The organism is Brevibacterium sp. 1718 (genome assembly GCF_051131255.1).
Taxonomy (GTDB): domain Bacteria; phylum Actinomycetota; class Actinomycetes; order Actinomycetales; family Brevibacteriaceae; genus Brevibacterium; species Brevibacterium sediminis.
The window spans coordinates 1,965,690-1,986,818 of the sequence record NZ_CP186550.1; the positions used below are offsets into that span (position 1 = coordinate 1,965,690).

General features: G+C 64.3%; 22 protein-coding genes and 1 tRNA gene. 15 read left to right on the forward strand and 8 right to left on the reverse strand.

Going from position 1 to position 21,129, the window contains the following annotated elements:
- Nucleotides 1–19 precede the first annotated feature (19 nt).
- Complete coding sequence (locus ACOZ9V_RS08795; RefSeq protein ID WP_139467070.1) at nt 20–715, reverse strand: YczE/YyaS/YitT family protein; 696 nt, start codon at nt 713–715, stop codon at nt 20–22.
- A gap of 107 nt (nt 716–822) precedes the next feature.
- On the opposite strand from ACOZ9V_RS08795, the gene ACOZ9V_RS08800 reads away from it, so the two are divergent.
- The 5 genes from ACOZ9V_RS08800 to ACOZ9V_RS08820 all read left to right on the forward strand — a co-directional run bounded on the left by ACOZ9V_RS08800 (nt 823) and on the right by ACOZ9V_RS08820 (nt 6,300).
- The gene (locus tag ACOZ9V_RS08800; protein ID WP_434595159.1) at nt 823–2,313 is read left to right on the forward strand and encodes a PLP-dependent aminotransferase family protein; all 1,491 of its coding nucleotides are present in this window, start codon (nt 823–825) and stop codon (nt 2,311–2,313) included.
- Nucleotides 2,314–2,354: 41 nt separating this feature from the next.
- On the forward strand, nt 2,355–3,134 hold the full coding sequence (locus ACOZ9V_RS08805; protein ID WP_434595162.1) for a YggS family pyridoxal phosphate-dependent enzyme: 780 nt from the start codon (nt 2,355–2,357) through the stop codon (nt 3,132–3,134).
- 98 nt (nt 3,135–3,232) lie between these two features.
- Nucleotides 3,233–4,174, forward strand: a complete 942-nt coding sequence (locus ACOZ9V_RS08810) for an arsenic resistance protein (protein ID WP_434595164.1) — start codon at nt 3,233–3,235, stop codon at nt 4,172–4,174.
- Between the two features lie 92 nt (nt 4,175–4,266).
- Nucleotides 4,267–5,664: a DNA-3-methyladenine glycosylase 2 family protein gene (locus ACOZ9V_RS08815; RefSeq protein WP_434595379.1), complete on the forward strand. Its 1,398-nt coding sequence runs from the start codon at nt 4,267–4,269 to the stop codon at nt 5,662–5,664.
- Nucleotides 5,665–5,727: 63 nt separating this feature from the next.
- Nucleotides 5,728–6,300, forward strand: a complete 573-nt coding sequence (locus tag ACOZ9V_RS08820) for a methylated-DNA--[protein]-cysteine S-methyltransferase (protein ID WP_434595167.1) — start codon at nt 5,728–5,730, stop codon at nt 6,298–6,300.
- Nucleotides 6,301–6,403: 103 nt separating this feature from the next.
- On the opposite strand, the gene ACOZ9V_RS08825 is transcribed toward ACOZ9V_RS08820, so the two are convergent.
- Nucleotides 6,404–6,476, reverse strand: a tRNA-Ala gene (locus ACOZ9V_RS08825).
- 186 nt (nt 6,477–6,662) lie between these two features.
- Nucleotides 6,663–6,890 (reverse strand): hypothetical protein, encoded by a 228-nt coding sequence (locus ACOZ9V_RS08830; protein ID WP_434595170.1) that lies wholly within the window; start codon nt 6,888–6,890, stop codon nt 6,663–6,665.
- Between the two features lie 863 nt (nt 6,891–7,753).
- On the opposite strand from ACOZ9V_RS08830, the gene ACOZ9V_RS08835 reads away from it, so the two are divergent.
- Entirely contained in the window at nt 7,754–8,659 is a 906-nt protein-coding gene (locus ACOZ9V_RS08835; protein ID WP_434595173.1) for a universal stress protein, read from the forward strand.
- Between the two features lies 1 nt (nt 8,660).
- Entirely contained in the window at nt 8,661–9,536 is an 876-nt protein-coding gene (locus ACOZ9V_RS08840; protein ID WP_434595176.1) for an alpha/beta fold hydrolase, read from the forward strand.
- Between the two features lie 92 nt (nt 9,537–9,628).
- Here the strand turns inward: ACOZ9V_RS08840 and ACOZ9V_RS08845 are convergent, their stop codons facing one another.
- Both ACOZ9V_RS08845 and ACOZ9V_RS08850 read right to left on the reverse strand, forming a co-directional pair.
- A complete protein-coding gene (locus ACOZ9V_RS08845) occupies nt 9,629–9,859 on the reverse strand; it encodes a hypothetical protein (RefSeq protein ID WP_139467084.1) in 231 nt (76 codons plus the stop codon).
- 72 nt (nt 9,860–9,931) lie between these two features.
- Entirely contained in the window at nt 9,932–10,351 is a 420-nt protein-coding gene (locus ACOZ9V_RS08850; RefSeq protein WP_039210811.1) for a phage holin family protein, read from the reverse strand.
- A gap of 252 nt (nt 10,352–10,603) precedes the next feature.
- Between ACOZ9V_RS08850 and ACOZ9V_RS08855 the strand changes: the two genes are divergently transcribed.
- Both ACOZ9V_RS08855 and ACOZ9V_RS08860 read left to right on the forward strand, forming a co-directional pair.
- On the forward strand, nt 10,604–11,914 hold the full coding sequence (locus ACOZ9V_RS08855; RefSeq protein ID WP_434595180.1) for an MFS transporter: 1,311 nt from the start codon (nt 10,604–10,606) through the stop codon (nt 11,912–11,914).
- Nucleotides 11,915–12,061: 147 nt separating this feature from the next.
- The gene (locus ACOZ9V_RS08860; RefSeq protein ID WP_434595183.1) at nt 12,062–13,531 is read left to right on the forward strand and encodes a peptide MFS transporter; all 1,470 of its coding nucleotides are present in this window, start codon (nt 12,062–12,064) and stop codon (nt 13,529–13,531) included.
- 221 nt (nt 13,532–13,752) lie between these two features.
- On the opposite strand, the gene ACOZ9V_RS08865 is transcribed toward ACOZ9V_RS08860, so the two are convergent.
- A complete protein-coding gene (locus tag ACOZ9V_RS08865; protein ID WP_434595186.1) occupies nt 13,753–14,610 on the reverse strand; it encodes a CPBP family intramembrane glutamic endopeptidase in 858 nt (285 codons plus the stop codon).
- A gap of 111 nt (nt 14,611–14,721) precedes the next feature.
- Between ACOZ9V_RS08865 and ACOZ9V_RS08870 the strand changes: the two genes are divergently transcribed.
- Both ACOZ9V_RS08870 and ACOZ9V_RS08875 read left to right on the forward strand, forming a co-directional pair.
- Nucleotides 14,722–15,939: a molybdopterin molybdotransferase MoeA gene (locus ACOZ9V_RS08870; protein ID WP_434595189.1), complete on the forward strand. Its 1,218-nt coding sequence runs from the start codon at nt 14,722–14,724 to the stop codon at nt 15,937–15,939.
- Between the two features lie 37 nt (nt 15,940–15,976).
- Entirely contained in the window at nt 15,977–17,179 is a 1,203-nt protein-coding gene (locus ACOZ9V_RS08875) for a ThiF family adenylyltransferase (RefSeq protein WP_434595191.1), read from the forward strand.
- Nucleotides 17,180–17,211: 32 nt separating this feature from the next.
- Here the strand turns inward: ACOZ9V_RS08875 and ACOZ9V_RS08880 are convergent, their stop codons facing one another.
- Nucleotides 17,212–17,457: a MoaD/ThiS family protein gene (locus ACOZ9V_RS08880; protein ID WP_434595194.1), complete on the reverse strand. Its 246-nt coding sequence runs from the start codon at nt 17,455–17,457 to the stop codon at nt 17,212–17,214.
- Entirely contained in the window at nt 17,458–18,546 is a 1,089-nt protein-coding gene (gene moaA / locus ACOZ9V_RS08885; protein ID WP_434595197.1) for a GTP 3',8-cyclase MoaA, read from the reverse strand.
- 41 nt (nt 18,547–18,587) lie between these two features.
- Between moaA and ACOZ9V_RS08890 the strand changes: the two genes are divergently transcribed.
- From ACOZ9V_RS08890 to ACOZ9V_RS08905, 4 genes are read left to right on the forward strand one after another with little or no spacing between them, the layout of a single operon-like run.
- Nucleotides 18,588–19,808 carry a molybdopterin molybdotransferase MoeA gene (locus ACOZ9V_RS08890; RefSeq protein ID WP_434595200.1) on the forward strand — a complete coding sequence of 407 codons (1,221 nt, stop codon included), beginning with the start codon at nt 18,588–18,590 and terminating at the stop codon, nt 19,806–19,808.
- A complete protein-coding gene (moaC, locus tag ACOZ9V_RS08895; protein WP_139467425.1) occupies nt 19,805–20,275 on the forward strand; it encodes a cyclic pyranopterin monophosphate synthase MoaC in 471 nt (156 codons plus the stop codon). The genes ACOZ9V_RS08890 and moaC overlap by 4 nt, the downstream gene beginning before the upstream one ends.
- A complete protein-coding gene (locus tag ACOZ9V_RS08900) occupies nt 20,272–20,703 on the forward strand; it encodes a molybdenum cofactor biosynthesis protein MoaE (RefSeq protein ID WP_139467095.1) in 432 nt (143 codons plus the stop codon). The genes moaC and ACOZ9V_RS08900 overlap by 4 nt, the downstream gene beginning before the upstream one ends.
- Nucleotides 20,700–21,101 carry a TOBE domain-containing protein gene (locus ACOZ9V_RS08905; protein WP_434595202.1) on the forward strand — a complete coding sequence of 134 codons (402 nt, stop codon included), beginning with the start codon at nt 20,700–20,702 and terminating at the stop codon, nt 21,099–21,101. The genes ACOZ9V_RS08900 and ACOZ9V_RS08905 overlap by 4 nt, the downstream gene beginning before the upstream one ends.
- The last annotated feature ends 28 nt before the right edge of the window (nt 21,102–21,129 follow it).

The following is a 21,129-nucleotide window of genomic DNA, read 5'->3' on the forward strand; positions in this document are numbered from 1 at the left end:
CCGCAGAGGTGACGGTCGCTCAGTCTTCGGGTGCATCCTCGGCGGCGGTCGTCGGCTTCGACCGGGGACGGAGTTCGACGGTGAAGGCGGGAAGCAGAGCCTGGGTGATCGGGCCGATCCCCAAGGCATAGAGGACTGTGCCGACCCCGACGACTCCGCCGAGAAGCCAGCCCACGGCGACGACGCTGACTTCGATGAGGGTGCGCACCAGTCGGATCGAGCGTCCGGTCACGCGGGAGAGCCCGGTCATCAGCCCATCGCGGGGGCCCGGCCCGAATTGGGAGCCGATGTACATCGCCGAGGCGGCCCCGTTGAGGACGACGCCCGTGACCATGAGCGCGATGTTCCACCCGAGTTCTTCGGGCCGGGGCAGGAACAGGCGGGTGAGGTCGAGCGCCGGCCCGACGAGGAGGGCATTGAGAATCGTGCCGATCCCCGGCTGCTGGCGCAGCGGGATCCAGATGAGGAGCACGAGGAACGCGAGAATTGTGATGATGGTGCCGAAGGTCAGCGGCACGTGCTTCTGAATGCCGGAGTGGAGGACGTCCCACGGCATCATGCCCAAGCCCGCGTTGACCATCATCGCCATCGAGGCACCGAAGAGGTAGAGGCCGAGGATCAGCTGGGGGAGACGCCGCCACAGCCGTCCGCCGCGCAGCTGAGCGATGGGACCGACGTTGGCCAGTTGACGCCTCGGGGCTCTCATCTTCGTCATGTGGTGGCTTTCTGAGGGTGCGATCAGAGGGACATTTCCATCATGACCGAAATTGGTCTTGTGCGATATAGCCACTTCGTGGAAAGTGGTCCCATGAGGTCAGAACCATGAGCACACCGGTCCTGGGAGCCAAACGACTCATCGGCATCATCGGAGACGGACCGTGGAAGGCGCCCGCATACGAATCGCTGGCCGCCGCAGTGGCCGCGGCGATCACCGACGGACGACTCCCGGTCGGCACGAGGCTGCCGAGCGAACGCGAACTCGCAGCCGCCTCCGGTCTCTCGCGGACGACGACGGGACGGGCGTACGCTCAGCTGCGGGAACAGGAATACATTCTCACTCGCCGAGGCTCCGGCAGCATCGTTCAGCTGCCCAGCGTCCCGGGCGGCCGTATCGACCACCTGCTCTCACCTGCCGGCGGCGACGAGTCGGAGGTCGATCTCACGTGCACCGCTCCGGTCGCACCTCCGGATATCCTCGACGCCTACGATCGGGCACTGTCACGTTTGGGTGCCTACCTGCCCGGCACCGGGTACTATCCTTCCGGGTTGCCGGTGCTGCGGGAGATCATCGCCGATCGCTATACCCGGCGCGGCGCCCCGACCGACCCTGATCAGATCCTCATCACCTCTGGGGCACTCGGCGGTGCGGCCATCGCCGTCCGCGCCCTCCTCGACGTCGAACCGCATGAGTCCGCGCGCCTCGGCGGGGCACGGTCGACCTCGCGGGTGCTCATCGAAAGCCCCACCTATCCGAATGCGATCGCCACACTCGAAGGCGCGGGCGCCGCTCTCGTGACCTACCCCCTCGAGTTCGGAACTCAGGGGCATCATTGGGACATCGACGCCATGGAGCAGCTGATGGGACAGACACGTCCGCGCAGCGCCTATCTCATCCCCGACTTCCACAATCCGACCGGCGCACTGCTGCCCGAAGCCCAGCGCAGTGAGCTCGCGGAGGCTCTTCGTCGGCATCGAGTCGTCCCCGTCTTCGACGAATCCCTCGTCGAACTGGAACTCGAGGACGGCAGGATGGCCACCCCGATGTCCGCGCTGATCACGGACTCGGTGACAGTGGGCAGTGTGAGCAAGATCTATTGGGGAGGCCTGCGCATCGGATGGATGCGCATTCCCCGCCACCGGATCGGTCATTTCGCGTCCTCCCGGCTCGGACTCGACCTGGGAGCACCGGTCCTCGAACAGCTCGTCACGGTCGAACTCATGAGCAATCACGATGCCGTTGTCGCCGACTGCCGCTCCCGGCTCAGAGCCGCCCGAGACCTGCTCGCCGCACAGGTGAGGTCATGGCTGCCAGAGTGGAAGCTCATCGTCCCCTCCGGTGGAATGGCGCTGTGGGCCGAACTGCCGGAGGCACGTTCCGGGGTACTCTCGATCGCCGCGAGAAACCATGGTCTCCGCCTCGTCGCAGGACCGAACTTCGCCCCCGCCGGTGGACTCGATCGGTGGGTGCGCCTGCCCTATACGGTGACGGAGAGCGAACTGCAGCAGGTGGGGCCGCGACTGGCCGCAGCCTGGGAGGAAGCCAAATCGATGACCGGACGTGGACCGACCGACCGGGCCCGCATCGTGGCGTGAACATCGCGGGCACGCAGGGAAAATCTGAGTACGATGACCGTATGGGAGACGACAGCGGACTCAGTCACGATGGGCAGTACTCGACGGCGACGACCGTCGGGGAGTTCCGAGCCAATATCGCCGAGGTGAAGCGCCGGATCGCCGCTGCCGCCGAGCGCGCCGGCCGGGACCGCGCCGACATCGAGCTGCTTCCAGTGAGCAAGACCGTACCCCAGGAGGGCATCCGCCTCGCCGTTGCCGCCGGTTGTGCGAAGTTGGGTGAGAACAAGGTTCAGGAAGCCCACCGCAAATCCGAGGAGATGGCCGACCTCGACATTCATTGGGCAGTGATCGGGCACCTCCAGTCGAACAAAGCCAAGGACGTGGCGAAGTTCGCCAGCGAATTCCAGGCGCTCGACCGACTCAAGGTCGCCAGAGCCCTCGACCGTCGACTCGAAGCGGAAGGACGCAGCCTCGACGTGTATGTCCAGGTCAACACCTCCTCTGAGGACTCCAAATTCGGCATGCCGCCGGAAGAGCTCCTCGACTTCCTCAAGGAGGTGCGAGCCTTCGAGACTCTCAAGGTCCAGGGACTGATGACTTTGGCAGTCTTCTCTTCGGATATCGACCGTGTCCGTCCCTGCTTCCAGCTTCTGCGCGGTCTGCGCGACCAGGTTCGCGAAACCGATCCTGACCTTCTCGGCCTGGGGCGGCTGTCGATGGGCATGTCCGGTGACTTCGAAGTGGCCATCGAAGAGGGCGCAGACTGCGTCCGTGTGGGGCAGGCCATCTTCGGTCGACGAGCGCTGCCAGACTCCCACTACTGGCCCGAAGCCGACTGAACGGCCGACCGGCTGTGCCTCCTTCCCACCCGGAGTCCGGACGTGACAAGCCATCGGCTCAGACGAGCTCGGACGCCGTTCGCAGCCCCTCGACGCAGATGCTCTGGTGGTTCGGCGGTGCCGTGCTCGGCGTCATCCTCGGGGCGGGAATCTCCGGATTCGCCGCTCTGGTCGAAACCGCTCTGACGCCGTGCCTCATCGCTCTGCTCTTCCTCACGTTCCTCGACATCCCCTTCGAAACGGGATTGCGTGCGGTTCGCGATCTGCCTCTTCTTGCCGTGACGGCGGGGTTGAATTTCCTCATCGTCCCGCTGGTGGTCGCCGGTCTCATCACGGTCTTCGACATCGCTGATCCGCTGCTGCCGGCTGTGCTCATCGTGCTGCTGTGTCCCTGCATCGACTACGTCATCGCATTCACACGCGCGACCGGAGGCGCCGCCGATCGCCTGTTGATGCTCACTCCCATGCTCATGATCGCTCAGCTGCTGTTGCTGCCCGTGATGCTGTGGGCGGTCACCGGAGGGCGGCTGAGCATCGATCTGCCTGTTCGTCCGCTCGTCGGCGCGCTGGTGCTGTTCATCATCATTCCTCTTACGGCCGCCGTCGTCGTTCGTCGACTTGCCCGCCGGAGGCCACGATTGGGCCGGCCCCTCGCCGCGAGCGCACGTCTGATGGATCCGGTCATGACGCTGACGCTGCTCGTCATCACTGCCTCGGTCACCCCGAGGATCGCCCATTCCGCCGGACAGTTGGGGACCGTGGCCGTCGTCTTCGCAGTCTTCGCTGTCGTGATGACCACGATCGGGTGGGGCGTCACGCGGGCTCTGCACGTCGGTCCGCGGCTGTCACGTGCTGTGATCCTCTCCGCCGTCACGCGCAATTCCCTGGTCATGCTTCCGATCGTTCGTGCGATCACCGGGGAGGGCATCGGTCCAGCGGGGGTCGTGACGCAGACCCTCATCGAGCTTCTTGTTCTGATCGTCCTCGTGCGCGTCCTGCCTCGTCTGGTGCCGGCCACTGCCGTGACCGAAAACCGCTAGCAATCGTTCTCCTCGGGGCGGACAATGGAACTATGTTCACCTCCGATCAGTGTTATCAGGCAGTCACTTCCCGTGACCGACGCTTCGATGGAATGTTCTTCACCGCGGTGCGCACCACCGGGATCTTCTGCCGTCCGTCGTGTCCGGCGAGGACTCCGCGGCGGGAGAACGTGGACTTCTTCGTCACGGCCGCGGCCGCGGCAGACGCCGGTTTCCGGGCTTGCCGACGGTGCCGCCCGGATGCCAGTCCGAATTCGCCGCAGTGGGACACCCGCGGAGACGTCGTGGCCCGAGCCATGCGCCTCATCCGCGACGGTGCCGTCGACCGCGGGGGAGTCGAAACTCTCGCCGCCGAACTCGGGTACAGCACTCGCCAACTCGGGCGCCTCATCCATGCCGAGCTCGGTGCGGGACCTCTGGCGCTGGCTCGCACCGAACGGGTGCGCACTGCCAGGACACTCATCGAGTCCACCGCGATGCCGATGAGCGAGATCGCCTTCGCCGCCGGCTTCTCCAGCATCCGACAGTTCAACGACACCTTCCGAACGATGTATTCGATCTGCCCACGACAGCTGCGCAGAGACGGTGCCGAACATTCGGTGACCGACGAAGTCGTACTCCGATTGGCGTATCGCCCGCCGTTCGACTTCGCGCATCTGCTCGGGTATCTCGAGGCACGAGCCGTTGCCGGGATCGAAAACGTGTCGGACGGCGCCTATACCCGGTCGATGCGGCTGGCTCACGGTCCCGCCGTGATCACGGTGCGGCAAGGGCACGGGGACTTCGTTGACTGCCGTATCCGCATGGCCGACACCCGCGACCTCGGCAGCGCCGTCGCACGAGTCCGGCGCCTCCTCGACCTCGATGCCGACCCCGAGGCGATCGCCCATACACTGCGGTCGGCGGGCCTGCGCAGTCTCGTCGACGACCATCCAGGACTTCGTTCACCGGGCCACAGCGACCCTGTCGAACTGGCTCTGCGGACAGTCCTCGGACAGCAGATCTCCTTGGCCGCCGCCCGCACCCATCTGGAACGCCTCGTCGCGGGTGTTGGAGAATCACTGCCGGAGGAGCTGAGCTTCGGCGGAGTCGACAGGGTCTTTCCCACCGCCGAGGCGATCGCCGCTGTCCCCGCATCCGAATGGGCGTTGCCTTCGAGTCGGATCAGGACGATTCAGACACTGTCGCAGGCGTTGGCCGAGGGCAGTGTGAACCTCGGCGCGGGCAGCGACCGCGAGGAAGCGAGCCGGAATCTGCTGGCACTGCCCGGAGTCGGTCCGTGGAGCAACGGCTATATCCGGATGCGCGCCCTCGGAGATCCCGATGTCTTCATGGACTCCGACCTCGGCGTGAAGAAGGCCCTCGCCGAACTCGATGAGAACTCAGCGGCACCTGCCGATTGGAAGCAGGTCGCCATGAACTGCAGCCCCTGGTGCTCCTACCTCACCCACCTGCTGTGGGCACATCACGCCCGCAGCCCAGCAGCCTGACCGACCGAGACCGAGCAACGAATGATTCTGCCCATGACTCACCCACACGAAGGACACGCAGACATGACCACGCCGACAACGACCCAACCCGACACCGCACGGAAGTTCACCGCTGCCATGGAGCTGCCGACCGCCTCGGCGCCGGTATATACGACGATCCTCGATACGGACCTGGGACCTCTCCTGCTCACCTCGGATGGGACCCACCTCACCGGGCTCTATCTCGAGGTCTCCGAGGCGATCGATGCTCGACTCGACAGAATGTTCGGAGTCGAACCGACTCCGGAAGACGACCTGGAGATCTTCCACCGCGCCGAGGCACAGCTGGGGGAGTACCTTTCAGGCCAGCGCACACAGTTCGATCTGCCCTTGGCGGCGAAGGGAACGGAATTCCAACGCTCGGTGTGGCAGGCGCTGACGCAGATTCCGTTTGGCAGCACAGCAGGTTACGTTGAGCTGGCCGAGATGCTGGGAAGACCCGGTGCGGCGCGTGCTGTGGGGGCCGCCAACGGAAAGAACCCCATCAGCATCATCGTGCCCTGCCACCGAGTCATCGGAGCGGACGGATCCCTGACCGGCTACGCATGGGGAGAGGGAAAGAAACGCACCTTGCTCACCCTGGAAACCCGCCCCTAATTACTACCTGACGGCGGCCCAGCAACCTCGCGCCAGGTTGCTGGGCCGCCGTCAGGTAGCAAGAAGGGCGGGGATCCTTGTTCGGATCCCCGCCCTTCAGCGGTGGAGGTAAGGGGATTCGAACCCCTGACCTTCTCCATGCCATGGAGACGCGCTACCAACTGCGCCATACCCCCGCTTGCCTGATCAATATTACCCACGTGTGGGTGAGAGACCAAATCGGCGGAGAGTGACGCTCGCCACAAGGGCGGGAATACTGGAACCCCGTGTTCAGGCACTGATCGGGGCCAACCCCGCGGCCCGAGTCCGATGAACTCGGGCCGCGGCGAGTCAGCTATCCGCCGAGGATTCTCCGCGGTGGATCAGATGAACGGCCGGACCTGGCTGAGGTAGCGCACGATATCCCGCTCGCGCAGTTCACGTACGCGCTGCTCGCGAGCGTGTTCGCGCAGGCGAGCCTGCTGACGAAGGGCAACCTTTAGGCGGCGCGACTCGGGTGTCGGGGCTGGGCGGCGCGCCCACCGGATGAGCTTCATTCCGGTGCTCAGGGCCCAGTGTCGTGGATAGGTGAATGGGAATGTGGTGGACACAATTATTCCTCGTGGTTTTCGGGCAGGGGATATCCGCAAATGGGCACGAGATATCCCGGAATGACGGTCAGATAAACAATTGCCGAAAGAGTCGTGACATTGACAATGAATCGCCTGCGCAAGGGTGCATATGACAAAGGCAGTTAATTGCCAATATGGCAATAGGTCATTGAAATGACAGATTCACTGATATGGCAACGGAATACGATAGGCAATGAATCCGAACTGGTCGGCCGCACAGCGGAAGGCGCCAGGTGGTACGGCGCTCACTCGCGAATGCAGCAGATCGGACCGAACTCAATGATGTCGGCGTGAAGTGGCCGGATCAGGTGCGGCAACTGGCGGTGCCAGGCACAGCAGGGATGCCGAAAGTGATCTGGACACAAGCCGGGCGTGAAGAATGCCGGATATCAGGCAACCGGTGGCTCAGAGGACAGCGGTGGCCGGAAGCCAACCGGTGGAAAAGACGTGGGAGACGGCTGTGTCAGCCGACGAGTCCTTGTCCGCCAATCGGGCAGGCAGCGTATTCATGCCAAGGCGTTCGAAGGTCAGGGCCTGCAAGAAAATTCATCATCGTAACTGCTCTCCTTTCATGGTCGTGGATCTCGTGGGGACGGCGTCAACGTCCGCTATTGTCAAGGTGCAATCAGGGTGGTGTCTGCGAATCCGTAATTGCACTGTCGAATTTAGCACAGCTTTCATTGCGTGTGGGAGTTTTGTTCATTATTTTCTCAAATATTTTCACTTCGTCTGTTCGGGTGAGAAAGACGGTTCGTGAAAACTGTTGGTCGAAGCGCTGTTTGGGCCGACGTAGAATCGGAAGAGACGTGCATCAGTCGGACACGCAGCTTGAGGAGTTGAGGATGTCAGAGACCGCCACCACCAGACGTCTGGTCGTTGGATACATCGCCACGGATCGGGGTCGGGATGCGATCTCGCTGGCCATTTCGATCGCGCGTTCCATCGACGTCGAACTCGTGGTCACCATCGTCCGTCCGGAATCATCGACGATTCTCGCCGGCAGCGCCGTGCCCAAGGACGGGGCCGGGATCGTGGCCCAGCAGATCGACGATTGGCTGGACGAAGCCCTGGCACTCATCCCCGATGACATCCGCGCCAGAGGCTGCATCCACATCGCCTCGAACGAATCCAAGGGCCTCATGGAGGTCGCCGAGCAGGAAGGCGCACTGGGCATTATCATCGGTGCACGGGCCACCACACTGATGCGCCAACTGCGCATCGGCACGGTCGCTTCGTCGCTGCTGCACTCGTCGACGGTGCCCGTCGTGCTCGCCCCGTCGGGCAGGTCCGACATCGGGCCGATCTCGCGGGTGACCGCACTCTACGGGGCTCGCCCAGGTGCTTCGTCACTCATCGGAGCGGCCATCGAATCGGCTGTCGGCCTCGGAGTCGATCTCAGACTGCTGTCCCTGATCGAGAACGACGGACTCTATGACGACGAGGTCGCCGAGATCACCGAATTCGCCGAACAGTACGGGGGAGCGGTGCTGGCGGACGACGCTTCGGAGATGCTGGCCTCTGGCCGTGCGACGGTGAGAACCAAGGCCGGAGCCGATATCGAAGAGGCCGCCGAGACCATCGACTGGCAGCCCGGCGACCTCGCCTTCATCGGATCGAGCCGCTTGGGCCACGGAGGCAAGGTCGCGATCGGTGCGAAGGCTCGCCGTCTGCTGCGTGTCCTGCCCGTTCCGGTGGTGGTCGTGCCCCGACGTGCCGTGAGTCGACTGCACACTGCCGAAACCGACTGAGGTGCGGATACGAGAATCACGGCGGACCGACATCCGGCTGGGCTCCCACAGCACGGCCGCGTGGATCTATCCGGGTGAGCGGCGTCGGCGTCCGCTGCTGATGGTGCATGGCTTCCGTGGGGATCATCATGGAATGGACCTCATCGCCGGCAGCATCACCGACCGCGAGGTGATCGTGCCCGACCTGCCCGGGTTCGGTCTCACTGCCCCGCTGGATTCGGGTTCGTCGCTCTCTGCCTTCGTCGATCATCTCCTCGCTTTGCGCGCCGAGGTGGGCAGGCAGCGGGGCGTGACACCGATCCTGGTGGGGCACTCCTTCGGTTCGATCCTGGTCAGCCACCTGGCGGCCTCCCACCGGGACGTCGTCGACGAGCTCGTGCTCATCAATCCGATCACCAGCCCCGCCCTCGAAGGGCCCGCACGTTTCCTCACCGCGGTCACCCGAGCCTATTACGCCCTCGGCGCGCGGCTGCCCGAGCGAGTCGGTCGCTCCCTGCTGAGCAACCCCGTGATCGTCCGCGCCATGAGCGTGGCCATGGCCACGACCCGCGATCCTGGCCTGCGTTCGTACATCCATGATCAGCATTCGCGGCACTTCTCGTCGTTCGCTGACCGCGCGTCCCTGTCAGAGGCCTTCGCGACGTCCGTCGCGCACACCGTCACCGAGGTGGCCGACCAGCTGAGTATGCCCACGCTCGTCATCGCCGGCGATCAGGACGCCATTGCCCTGATCGGCCCGACCCGGGCATTCGTGGAGAAGCTCCCCGACGTCGAATTCGTGGAATTGGGCGGGGTGGGCCACCTCGTGCACTATGAACGGTCGGAGGAGGCCGCCTCGGCGATCATGGATTTCTGCCACCGGCGAATCGACGGGTGATTCGGCGTGTGACAAGGCGCAAGGAAAGCCGGTGAATCGACGAAGGGCCGCTGCGCATCAGCGCAGCGGCCCTTCTCAAGCCGTGTTGGAGATCAGCGGCGGGAGTCGCGCGCCCAGCGGTAGAGAATCGGCACGAGGAATGCGAAGCACGACGCGAGCAGACCACCCCAGAACACCCAGAACTCGGTTCCCTCAGGTGAGGAGAATGAGGCTCCGAAGAGGTAGAGTCCGAACACGAACAGAGCGAAGGCGAAGACGAAGACGATGACATCGGCGAACGATGCTGAATTGCGGGTTCTCTTCGGGGCGGCGATATCGGACATGGTCTCCTCCGGCGATGTTTCTGGTGGTCAGCTGACTCTCAGCAACAGTCTACATCGCGTAGAGGACTTTGCTCATCTCCGGTCGTGTTCGGCGCTTCGCTCCGGGACCAGCCAACCGAGCAGAGCCGAGACGATCGAGACGATGATCGCGGCGAAGATGGCGGAGAAGAAGAACGAATCGATGGTGAACTCGAACGGGGTGAACCCGCTGAGCCAACTCGTCAGCGCCAACATGATCGCGTTGATGACGATGGAGAACAGTCCCAGGGTCAGACACGTGATCGGAGCCGAGACGAAGCTGAGGATCGGTTTGATGAAGGCATTCGCCAATCCGAAGATGAGGCCGATGACGAGGTAGGAGATGATCATCGCCGGAATGGCGCCGGCCTGCTCCTCGACGACCCGGTTCCCTGTGATCGTCACACCCGGCAGGATCCAGGCCGCCACCCAGATCGCACAGGCGTTGACGATGACGCGAGACAAGAAGTTCATAGCCGTCATCCTCGCAGACCGATCTGCGTTCTTTCTGAGTCGCGGATGGGAATGAGGTCCGTGCCATGGTGATCAAACTCAACGTCGCTTGGTGCATTGGCACTCGAATCGGATCGCCAAACACAGTAGCCTGAAGGTGAACCCTTCGGTTCGACTTTCTCAGACCAACAGCGTGCACCTACCGAGTGATTTGATCCAGGTCACCACGGCGGCACGACCTCCCGGACGAGCGGGAGCAGAAACTGGATTGATATGACAGACAGCGACATGCCCGCCTCGGCTCGGCGCACCACCGCGCAGCAGTCCTCACCGACACTGTTCTCGGCCGTCGGACGCAGCTATTTCCCGATCGCCTTCGTCGCCCGCATGCCTTTCGCCATGATCGTCGTCGGTGTGCTCACCCTCGTTGTGGCCGGCCGCGGATCGCTGAGCTTGGGCGGGATCAACTCAGCTGTGGTCGGATTGGGCACGGCTCTGTTCGGTTCCTTCATCGGGGCGGCCGCCGACCGGTGGGGTCAGCGCTATGTTCTGCTCATCGCCGGGATCCTCAACTGCCTGGCGCTGACCTTCATGGCGTGGGTCGTCTTCAGCCCGCTGCCGGATTTCGTCGTGTTCATCGCCGCCTTCGCGATCGGTGCCACCTCACCTCAGGTCGCGCCGATGTCGCGGTCTCGCCTCGTCGACATCGTCATGTCTGTGCTGCCCTTGTCGAGGCGGCCGAAGGTGCTCAATGCCACGATGGCCTATGAATCCGCAGCCGATGAGGTCATCTTCGTCTTCGGACCCTTCCTCGTCGGACTCTTGGCGACCTTCTTCACCCCGGTCGCGCCCATCATCGGGGCGGTCGTGATGACGCTCGTCTTCGTCTCCGCCTTCGCACTCCACCCGACCGGGCGGGCGCGTTCGACTGGAACGTCGAGCAGCCTCGGCGAGCGTGCCCCCGCCAAGGACATGTTCACCGCCGGTGTCTTCGTCATCATCCTCGGTGTCTTCGGCGTCGGAATGGTGTTCGGCTCCACCCTCACCGCTCTCACCGCGCTGACCAACGACATCGGCCGGCCGGAGGAGGCCGGTCTCATCTACGGAGTGATGGGCATCGGCTCTGCGGTGCTGGCGATCTCGGTGGCGCTGTTCCCCTCTGCGTTCGCTCTGTGGGCGCGACTGCTGTGCTTCGCGCCCATTCTGGTCACGGGATCGGTCATCCTCGCGTCGACGGAATCGATGCCGATCATCGTCATGGCTCTGCTGCTCATGGGCACGGGAATCGGCCCGAGCCTCGTCACCCTCTTCAGCCTCGCCGCCGAACGTGCGCCGCTCGGACGGTCGGCGACCGTGATGTCGATGGCGGGGTCGGCGATCATCGTCGGCCAATCGGTGTCCTCGGCGATCAACGGAATCCTCGCCGAGGATCGGGGAACGGCCGTGGCGATGGCCGTCCCGGTGGCCGCCTCGGCGATCGTCCTGTGTGCCGGTGTCCTCAATCTGTTCGTCGGGAGGCACCGCGATCTGGGCTCTGACAAGCCGTCACGGCAGCGCGTCAACGGAGCCGAGGAAGAGATCTGAATCACTTCGACTTTCCGCGTTTTGGGACGGCGTGTCCCAGGCATTGCCAGGTGTGACCGGGACATAACCGAGGAGTAGGATGTCCGCTGGTCCATCGTGAAATGCGCCACGGATCGTGGCCTCTCACACCACTACGGAAAGCACACAATGTCTTCAAGCACCTCGACGACCGAGGCCGTCCGCAGCGATACCCGCTTCTTTGGACACCCTCTGCCGCTCATGCAGCTGTTCAGCCTGGAACTGTGGGAGCGATTCTCCTACTACGGGATGAACGGCATCCTCGCGATCTACCTCTACTTCAGCGTCACCGACGGCGGCATGGGGATGGAGCAGGGTACGGCCGTGGGCATCGTCGGTGCGTACGGCGGTGCGGTCTTCCTCGCCACGATCCTCGGCGCCTGGATCGCCGACCGCCTCGCCGGAGCGGAGAAGGTCCTCTTCTACTCCGCGATCATCATCATGGTCGGTCACATCTGCCTGGCTTTCATCCCCGGCTTCGGGGGAGTGGCCGTCGGCCTCATCCTTGTCGCGCTCGGCTCGGGCGGTCTCAAGGCGAACGCCTCGGCACTGGTCGGTGAACTCTACGAAGAGAAGGACCCGCGTCGTGACGCCGGCTTCACCATCTTCTACATGGGCGTGAATATCGGTGCCCTCCTCGGCCCGCTGCTCACCGGACTCCTGCAGAAGAACATCGGATTCCACTATGGATTCGGGGCCGCCGCGGTCGGTATGGCACTCGGCCTGATCATCTACCTCACCGGTCGCAAGAGCCTGCCGCCGGAGTCTCGTGTTGCAGTCAATCCGCTGCCGAAGAACAAGCTCTACCTCTTCATCGTGGCCGTCGTGGTCGTCATTCTCCTCGCCGTCATTCTGTGGATGACGAAGATCGTCAACCCGGAGAACCTCGATTGGTGGATCGCCGGGATCTCTGCCGGAGCGGCCGCCTGCTACTTCATCGTCATGTACACCTCGCCGCAGACGAACTCCGACGAACGCTCTCGTGTCCTCGCCTTCATCCCGTTCTTCCTGACGGTTGTGGTGTTCTGGTCGATGTACCAGCAGATCTTCGGCGTTCTGACCGTCTACTCGGATACACAGCTCAACCGTTCGATCTTCGGGTGGGAGATGCCGATCAACTGGATCCAGCTGATCCCTGCGTTCTTCGTCATCGTCTTCGCCCCGCTGTTCGCGACGATGTGGATGAAGCTCGGACCCAAGCAGATCTCGACACCGGTCAAGGCCGGACTGTCTCTCGTGCTCATCGGCATCGGCTTCCTCATGTTCCTGCCCTTCGCTGAGGCCGGTCCCAATGAGACTCCGCTGCTGTGGGTGGTTCTCACCCTGGCCGTGTTCGTCTTCGGTGAGCTGCTCATCTCGCCGGTGGGCCTGTCGTTCTCGACGAAGGTCGCTCCGAAGGTCTTCCAGTCGCAGATGATCGCCGTGTTCTTCCTTGCCTCGGGTGTCGGTACGGCACTGTCCGGTGTGCTCGGCGGGTACTTCGACGCCGGCAACCAGGCACCCTACTGGCTGTCGGTCGGCGGATCGTCGGTCGTGCTCGGCCTGCTCGCGCTGACGCTGACGAAGCCGATGCTGGGGCTGCTGCGCGGAATCCGCTGATTCAGTAGCTTCGCGCATAGCCAGCGCAGTCCGAAGGCTCCTGTGGGTCACCGCCTCACAGGAGCCTTCGTCGTTTCCGGGCGGGCATCCCTCACCCGCAGTGTCGCTTCAGAGCGTTGCAGCACGAGGGTGTGGCCGGACGGGTGAGGGGTGCGGTGCCACCGGCAGGTTATACGAGTTCGGGTGACAGATGCCGGGCATCGAGAGGCTGCCTGCAACAGTCAGACGCCGATGAAGATGGGCAGCGCGTCAGGATGGTGGGCGTGGACGATCGTGAGGAACACGAGCGCGTCGAAGAGCAGATGCACCGTGACCGTATACGGCAGCGATTTCGTGCGAGTGAAGATGAAGGCCTGCACGAGTGCGAAGGGGATCGTCAGCAGCGGACCGATCGACCGGTAGCCGAGCTCCCAGAGGAACGAGACGAAGATGATCGTGGTGAATACGTTCGCGGTCCAGAACGAGAAGTGTTTGCGCAAGAGGGCGAATACCGTGCAGATGAAGAACAGCTCGTCCCAGATGCCCACGGCGTTGACCCCGAAGAACAGTCGGATGATCTCCGACCAGTTCGTCAGCGGAGGCCAGTTGAGGTAGACCCCGGTGCGCATGAAGTACTGCGGCAGCACTGCCCAGGCGACCACAACGACGAAGACCAGCCAGGCCCACTCCAGCCGCGACCAGGGCTGGCCGCGACGCAGCGGAAACTGGATCGTCTTGTCTTCGAACACATAACGAGTCACGAGCCAAGGGCCGATGACGACGGCCGAGAGCACAACGCCCATGCGTGCGATGTTCGACCACGAGATATCGGCTTCGACCGATATCGCCGAGATGAGAGCGAGACACGCGGCGATGATGCTGAGGTCTCTGGCGAAACTCCGATTGACACTCCACGCGATGATCAGGGCCGCGAGCATCGGTGCGTATCCGAAGGCGCGGACCTGCGGAAACGTCGTTCCCAGGCCGAAGAGCACAACCGCCGAGACCGCCAGCGAGGCAGCCGCAGCGGCCTCCCAGCTGAGCGGTTTCAACTGTGAGGATTCGATGGTTACTGCTCGGTCAGTGTCCACGCTCCACACTGTAGACGAACCCGGCCCGAGCCGCACCGGAACTTCGACCAGTGCCGCACCGAATCATCGCGTCTGGCTCCGCCGATTCACAAGTAGGATCGGAGCGAGGGAAGGACATCATTGGACCCAGAGGACTACTCCGAGCTCATCGCCGAATTGGCACCGAATCTCCACACCGAGACGACGCCGGTACGCAGCGCCGTCGGGCGCACCACGGCCTCGGACATCAGAGCTCCGCGATCGGTGCCCGACTTCGCCGCCTCAGCGATGGATGGATTCGCCCTCGACGGCGCCGCCCTGAACTCCGCCCGCGACGGGAATGCCATTCGAGTCGTCGGCGACACTCCCGCCGGACATTCCGCCGTCACGCTGCAGACGGGATGTGCCGTGCGCGTGATGACCGGCGCTCCCGTTCCCTCCGGCGCCGAGGCGGTCGTCCCTGTCGAGCTGACCGACGCTCGACAGACCGGGCCGGCTCCCGAAGCCATCCGAATCGATTCCCTCCCCGCCGCTGTCCCGCCCGGGTGGAACATCCGCTCGATCGGTGAGGACATGTGCCGGGGCGACATCGTCCTGACCGCCGGGGAGCGGATCACCTCGGCCGGAGTCGGCGTGCTGGCGATGCTCGGCATCACCGAGATCGAAGTTCTCCGCAGACCCCGCATCGGTCTGATCGTCACCGGGGACGAAATCCAGGGTGCCGACCAGACAGGTGAGAGTCGCACCGAGGCGGACGCCTCCTCGATCTTCAATTCGAACCTGCCGATGCTCGCCGCCGCAGTCCGCGGCTTCGGTGCCGAACCCATCGAAGCCACGTGCAGCGACGACGCCGACGAGCTGCGAGGTGTGCTCACGTCGATGAGCGCCGAGGCCGACCTCGTGGTGACAACCGGAGGTATCAGCGCCGGTGCCTTCGAAGTCGTCCGTCAGGTCCTGGAACCCGACCATTCGACGTTCCGCCGATTGGATATGCGACCCGGATCGCCTCAGGGCTTCGGACGCCGCGGCACTCTGCCGCTCATCCATCTGCCCGGCACTCCACAGGGAGCCTTCGTCGCCTTCCACCTCTTCGTCGGCTCGCTGCTGACCCAGAAGAGCCTGCGACGGAGATGGCGGAAGGGACTTCTCGCAGGACCCGGTCTGCGAACACACGGAAACGCCGCCACTTTCCGTCCCGGCACCTTCACCGAATCAGGGGAGATCCTCCCTGCCGACCGGTCCAGGCTTCCGAACTTCGCCGCGGCCGATGTGATCATCAGAATCCCGCGCGGCACCGATACCCCGCATGGTTCAGCAGAACTGTGCGCAGGCACGGCCATCGACTACCTCGAGTGCTGACGCCTTCCCTCCCTCCCTTCCGGATTAGGATGGGGCCATGTCGACTTCACGCCTGAGTCCTGCCGACCGGACCCGCTACGCCCGGCAGATCCGACTGTCCGGATTCGGTGAAAGCGCGCAGGCCGCACTGCTCGACTCGCATGTTCTCGTCATCGGTGCCGGGGGACTCGGCGCCCCGATACTCAGCTACCTCGCGGCCGTCGGCATCGGCACGATCACCGTGATCGATCCCGATGTCGTCGAGCTGAGCAATCTGCATCGCCAGGTCATCCACACCGAGGCGGCCATCGGCACTCGTAAGATCGATTCCGCCCGGCAGCGGATGAACGGGATCAATTCGTCGATCGAGGTCCGGACGATTCCGCAGCTGCTCACTCCGGACAACGCTCTCGAACTCTTCGAAGGCGTCGACATCGTCGTCGACGGCAGCGACAACTTCGCCACCCGCTACCTTGCCAACGATGCCTGTGAGATTCTCGGAATCCCACTCGTCTGGGGGACGATCCTCGGTTTCGACGGTCAGGTCGCCGTCTTCGATGCCGAACGCGGCGCCACACTGCGCGACCTCTACCCCGAGGTTCCGGCTCCGGGCAGTGTGCCCGACTGTTCGGTCGCCGGAGTCCTCGGGCCCCTGTGCGGAAGCATCGGATCCGCGATGGCGATGGAGGCCATCAAGGTGCTCACCGGAATCGGCACACCGCTCGTCAACAGCGTGGCCATCCACAGCAGCCTCGACACCAGTTGGGAGACGGTCCCGGTGCGACCGATTCCGGGCAGGCCTCCGGTGACAGACCTCGGGCAGCACCGCGGCGACTACGCCCAGCACACGTTCGACTCACTCAAGACCGACGACACCGCAGAGAGAATAGCCGGCCCGACCACAGGGGAAAGCCTTCTGGGGCCGGCCACCGTCACCTGGGCGGACGTCGACGCCGACTCCATCCTCGTCGACATCCGCGATGACGATGAGGTCGCCTCGGGGATGGTCCCCAGTGCCATTCACATTCCGATGGACGAGCTGCTCGCCGATCCCAGCCGCCTGCCGACTCCCGACACAGCGGACACGTCCGCCTTCTCTGATGCCGCTCCAGCACGGCCGCACGGTATCGCCCTCTACTGCCGCTCGGGGGTGCGCTCGGCGAAGACCGCCGCGCAGCTGCGCTCTCACGGCATCGCGGTGACCTCGGTCAACGGCGGATATCTCGCCTATCTGTCACAGGCGGCTCCAGAGCAGAGCTGACGAGGCTTCAACCGATCTCGCCGTTCAAGGTCCTACCCGCCGGCGAACGGCGGGAGGACATCGACGGTGTCACCGTCGGACAGTTTCACGGACCGATCGGTGGCGGCCACGGAATTGACGAGGAAGCTCGAGCGCGACAGCACGGTCGCGGCTTGGGGGTCGGCCGCCTCGGCGAGTGTCGTGACGAGCTCATCGACGGACCCGGCACGGATCTGTGATTCGCGGGCGCCGAAGGCCTCCCGGGCTGCGGCGAAGAACCGAACGGTGATGGTGGGCACTTATCCTCCGATGGCGCTCATGGGTCGTTGTGGCTGCTCGAACGAATCCGTGTCCATCCCATGACCGGCGAGCTTCTTCCAGTGCGCACCCTTCCACAGGTTCGCAATCGATTCGTCGGAGGCGCCGTCGCGCATCGCCGTGAGCAGATCGACCTCGGTGCGGGAGAACAGGCAGGTGCGCACACGTCCTTCCGCGGTCAGGCGGGTGCGAGTGCAGTCGGCGCAGAAGGGACGCGTGACCGAAGCGATGATGCCGACAGTGCCGAGGATCGAATCGGGACGGCGTCGATCGGCGACGAGGAACTTCTCGGCCGGGGCGCCGTTCCGCGGGGCCGAATCCGGGGTGAGCACGAATCGGGGTTCGAGGAGGGCGAAGATGTCGGCGGCGGTGATCATCGTCGTCCGCTCCCAGGAATGTCCGGCGTCCAGGGGCATCTGTTCGATGAACCGCAGGCTCAGATCCTGTTCGAGGCACCACTGCAGAAGATCAGGAGCCTGTGCGTCGTTGACTCCCGGCAGCAGCACGGCGTTGATCTTCACGGGGTTGAGTCCCGCGGCTTTCGCCCCGTCGATGCCCTCGAGCACACGTTTGAGGAACGGGCGCCGGGTCATGGTCGCGAAGGTCTCCGGATCGATCGTGTCGAGAGAGACGTTGATGCGATCCAGTCCCGCCTCCTTCAGTCCCGCGGCGCGTTTGTCCAGACCGATCGCGTTCGTCGTCAGTGCGATGTTCGGTCGCGGCTCCAGTGCCGCGACACCGGCGATGATCTCGTTGATGTCCTTGCGGGTGAGAGGTTCACCGCCGGTGAATCGGACCTGGTCGACACCGAACTTCTCCACGGCGATGCGGACGAAGCGGACGATCTCGTCACCGGACATCGCGGAGTCGCGGGACATGAATTCGACGCCCTCTTCCGGCATGCAGTAGGTGCAGCGCAGATTGCAGAAGTCCGTGAGGGAGATGCGGAGGTCGCGAGCGCGGCGATCGAAGGTGTCGAGCAGTGAGTCCTCCTTATGAGCGGTGAACTCCTCGCCCGGGTCGACCGTCGGAGTTCTCAGCACCGGCATGGGCAGGCCGATCTTCTCCATTGCGTCATCCTCCTTGAACAGCGTGTCGATATCATCGTCCCATGACTACTGCGAAGATGCATCGTGAGCGCATATCCGAAATCATATCGCCGCTGACCGGTCCGGTGAGCCTGCCGCTGAGTTCACTGCTGGAAGCGCCGAGGCGACTGACCGCCGATGTGGAATCGCCGATCGATGTGCCCGGCTTCGACAACTCGAGCATGGACGGCTACGCCCTGGCCGCGGCCACCGTGGAAGAGATGGGCGGAAGCCCGATTCTCGTATGCGGTCGCGTCGCAGCGGGGTCCCGTGGTGAGACAGTCCAGCCGGGCACCGCGGTGGAGATCATGACCGGGGCACCGCTGCCGCAGGGAACCGATATGGTCGTCAAGATCGAAGACACCTCGCCGGGACGCTTCGGTGCCGAATCCATCACCCTATCCATCACCCTCGACGCTCATGCGGAACCGCGCCCGGGAGCATTCGTCCGCCCCCGCGGCTCCGACGTGAGCGCCGGTCAGACCGTGTTGAGCGCGGGCACCATGCTGACGCCCGCTCACCTCGGCGTGGCCGCCGCGTGTGGAGTGAACGAACTGCCCGTGCTCGGCCTGCCGCGTGTCCTCGTCGTGAGCACGGGTGATGAGATCGCCGCCGAGGCGGCCGCCGGGATCAACGACGCGAATTCCGTGACGCTCAGCTCCGGGCTGCGCCGCCTCGGTGTCGACACCGAGGTCGCGTTCGTCCCCGACGACCCGCAGCAGCTGCTCGACCGAGTCCGCGACAGCGACGCTCAGCTGGTCATCTCGACCGGCGGCATCTCGAAGGGAGCGCACGAAGTCGTCAAACTCGCTGCCGATCTCGATGCGGGCTCTTCGATGACCTTCGAACCGATCGCCCTGCAGCCCGGGGGGCCGCAGGGCTGCGGACGTCTGGCCGACCACGCGTGGGTGGCACTTCCCGGCAACCCGGTGAGCACACTCATCAGCTTCGAGCTCTTCATCCGCCCCGCCCTGCTCGGGCTGGCCGATCATGAAGCACCCCGGGAAGTCGCCCACCACCGACTGGCCCACGGATTCGACGAAGCCCCTCCAGCCGGAAAGCTGCAGGTCCGCCGTGCCAGACTGACTGAGGCAGGCCTCGAGTTCGTCGGCGACTCCCGATCCCACCTGCTGCACAGCTATGCCGAAGCCAGCCATCTCGTCTTCGTCTCACCCGAGGAGGCGGGCACAGGCGATCCGTTCTCAGCTATGGAAGATAGGCTGATGACGTGGAAGATCGCATGAAACTCAGCCACGTCGACGCATCGGGGACGGCCCAGATGGTCGATGTCGGCGACAAGGACGTCACGAAGCGCCGGGCCGTCGCGTCCGGCCTCATCACCACTCGGTCCGAGGTCATCGACCTCATCACCGAGGCGGGACTGCCCAAGGGCGATGCCCTGCCCGTGGCCCGCATCGCGGCCGTGATGGGCGCCAAGCGCACCAGCGACCTCATCCCGCTGTGCCATCCGCTGCCGCTGACGGGAATCGATGTGGAGTTCGAACTCCGCGAGGACGCGGTGGCCATCACTGCCGCGGTCAAGACTGTGTCGAAGACTGGCGTCGAAATGGAAGCGCTGACGGCTGTGACCACGGCGGCGCTGACGATCTTCGACATGATCAAAGCCGTCGACAGTCGAGCCGTGATCGGCGACATCAAGGTCATCGAGAAGACCGGCGGAAAGAGCGGCGATTGGACACGAGAGTCATGAGCACCGGAACCGTCGTGACCACAGGAGTCGTCGAGACCCCGATTTCGACCCAGGAGCTCGAACCCGAGGTCCTCACCGACGCCTGTGGTGCCGCCGTCAGCTTCTCCGGTGTCATCCGCGACCACGATGAAGGCCGTGGAGTGAGCCGACTGCACTATGAATACCACCCCCTGGCCTCAACACAGATCGCCGAGGTGGCGGCAGACGTCGCTGCCCGTCATCCCGCGGTCAGGCTCTCCGTCGTCCACCGCGTCGGTGACCTCGAGATCGGCGACGTGGCCCTGGCCGCGGTCGTCGCCTCCGCTCACCGGCAGGATTCCTTCCGTGCCTGCTCCGAGCTCATCGACGAGGTCAAGGCCCGGGTCGCGATCTGGAAACACCAGCACTTCAGCGATGGCACGGACGAATGGGTAGGAGCCCTCGAATGACACGACTGCGTATCAGCGATGCGGCACGCTTCCTCGGAGTCAGCGATGACACGGTTCGCCGGTGGGTCGCCGATGGTCGCCTCTCCCAACACAAAGACGCGTCGAACCGGGCGGTCGTCGAAGGCAGTGAGCTCGCCGCCCTCGCCCAAACATCGTCCGGGGCTCTGCCCGATCCCAGCGGCGTCGTGAGCTCCTCGCGCAACCGCTTCGCCGGACTCGTCACAGACGTCAACATCGACGGAGTGATGGCCCAGGTCAGCATGCAGTGCGGTCCCTTCCGCGTGGTATCGCTGATGTCGGCCGAAGCCTGTCGCGAACTCGAGCTCGAACCGGGAAGCCTCGCGACCGCCTCGGTGAAGGCGACGATGGTGTCGATCGACACCGTCCCGGGTTCGTGAGGGGCAGCCGACTCTTCCGTGCTGCGCA

What these genes read in the sequence shown, in the direction of transcription:
- ACOZ9V_RS08820 (WP_434595167.1), top strand. Translation starts at nt 5,728, where the DNA reads ATGACCACGCCGACAACGACCCAACCCGACACCGCACGGAAGTTCACC.
- ACOZ9V_RS08795 (WP_139467070.1), bottom strand. Translation starts at nt 715, where the DNA reads ATGACGAAGATGAGAGCCCCGAGGCGTCAACTGGCCAACGTCGGTCCC.
- moaC (WP_139467425.1), top strand. Translation starts at nt 19,805, where the DNA reads ATGAAACTCAGCCACGTCGACGCATCGGGGACGGCCCAGATGGTCGAT.
- ACOZ9V_RS08835 (WP_434595173.1), top strand. Translation starts at nt 7,754, where the DNA reads ATGTCAGAGACCGCCACCACCAGACGTCTGGTCGTTGGATACATCGCC.
- ACOZ9V_RS08860 (WP_434595183.1), top strand. Translation starts at nt 12,062, where the DNA reads ATGTCTTCAAGCACCTCGACGACCGAGGCCGTCCGCAGCGATACCCGC.
- ACOZ9V_RS08810 (WP_434595164.1), top strand. Translation starts at nt 3,233, where the DNA reads ATGCTCTGGTGGTTCGGCGGTGCCGTGCTCGGCGTCATCCTCGGGGCG.
- ACOZ9V_RS08850 (WP_039210811.1), bottom strand. Translation starts at nt 10,351, where the DNA reads ATGAACTTCTTGTCTCGCGTCATCGTCAACGCCTGTGCGATCTGGGTG.
- ACOZ9V_RS08890 (WP_434595200.1), top strand. Translation starts at nt 18,588, where the DNA reads ATGACTACTGCGAAGATGCATCGTGAGCGCATATCCGAAATCATATCG.
- ACOZ9V_RS08805 (WP_434595162.1), top strand. Translation starts at nt 2,355, where the DNA reads ATGGGAGACGACAGCGGACTCAGTCACGATGGGCAGTACTCGACGGCG.
- ACOZ9V_RS08905 (WP_434595202.1), top strand. Translation starts at nt 20,700, where the DNA reads ATGACACGACTGCGTATCAGCGATGCGGCACGCTTCCTCGGAGTCAGC.
- ACOZ9V_RS08800 (WP_434595159.1), top strand. Translation starts at nt 823, where the DNA reads ATGAGCACACCGGTCCTGGGAGCCAAACGACTCATCGGCATCATCGGA.
- ACOZ9V_RS08900 (WP_139467095.1), top strand. Translation starts at nt 20,272, where the DNA reads ATGAGCACCGGAACCGTCGTGACCACAGGAGTCGTCGAGACCCCGATT.
- ACOZ9V_RS08855 (WP_434595180.1), top strand. Translation starts at nt 10,604, where the DNA reads ATGACAGACAGCGACATGCCCGCCTCGGCTCGGCGCACCACCGCGCAG.
- moaA (WP_434595197.1), bottom strand. Translation starts at nt 18,546, where the DNA reads ATGGAGAAGATCGGCCTGCCCATGCCGGTGCTGAGAACTCCGACGGTC.
- ACOZ9V_RS08815 (WP_434595379.1), top strand. Translation starts at nt 4,267, where the DNA reads ATGTTCTTCACCGCGGTGCGCACCACCGGGATCTTCTGCCGTCCGTCG.
- ACOZ9V_RS08845 (WP_139467084.1), bottom strand. Translation starts at nt 9,859, where the DNA reads ATGTCCGATATCGCCGCCCCGAAGAGAACCCGCAATTCAGCATCGTTC.
- ACOZ9V_RS08875 (WP_434595191.1), top strand. Translation starts at nt 15,977, where the DNA reads ATGTCGACTTCACGCCTGAGTCCTGCCGACCGGACCCGCTACGCCCGG.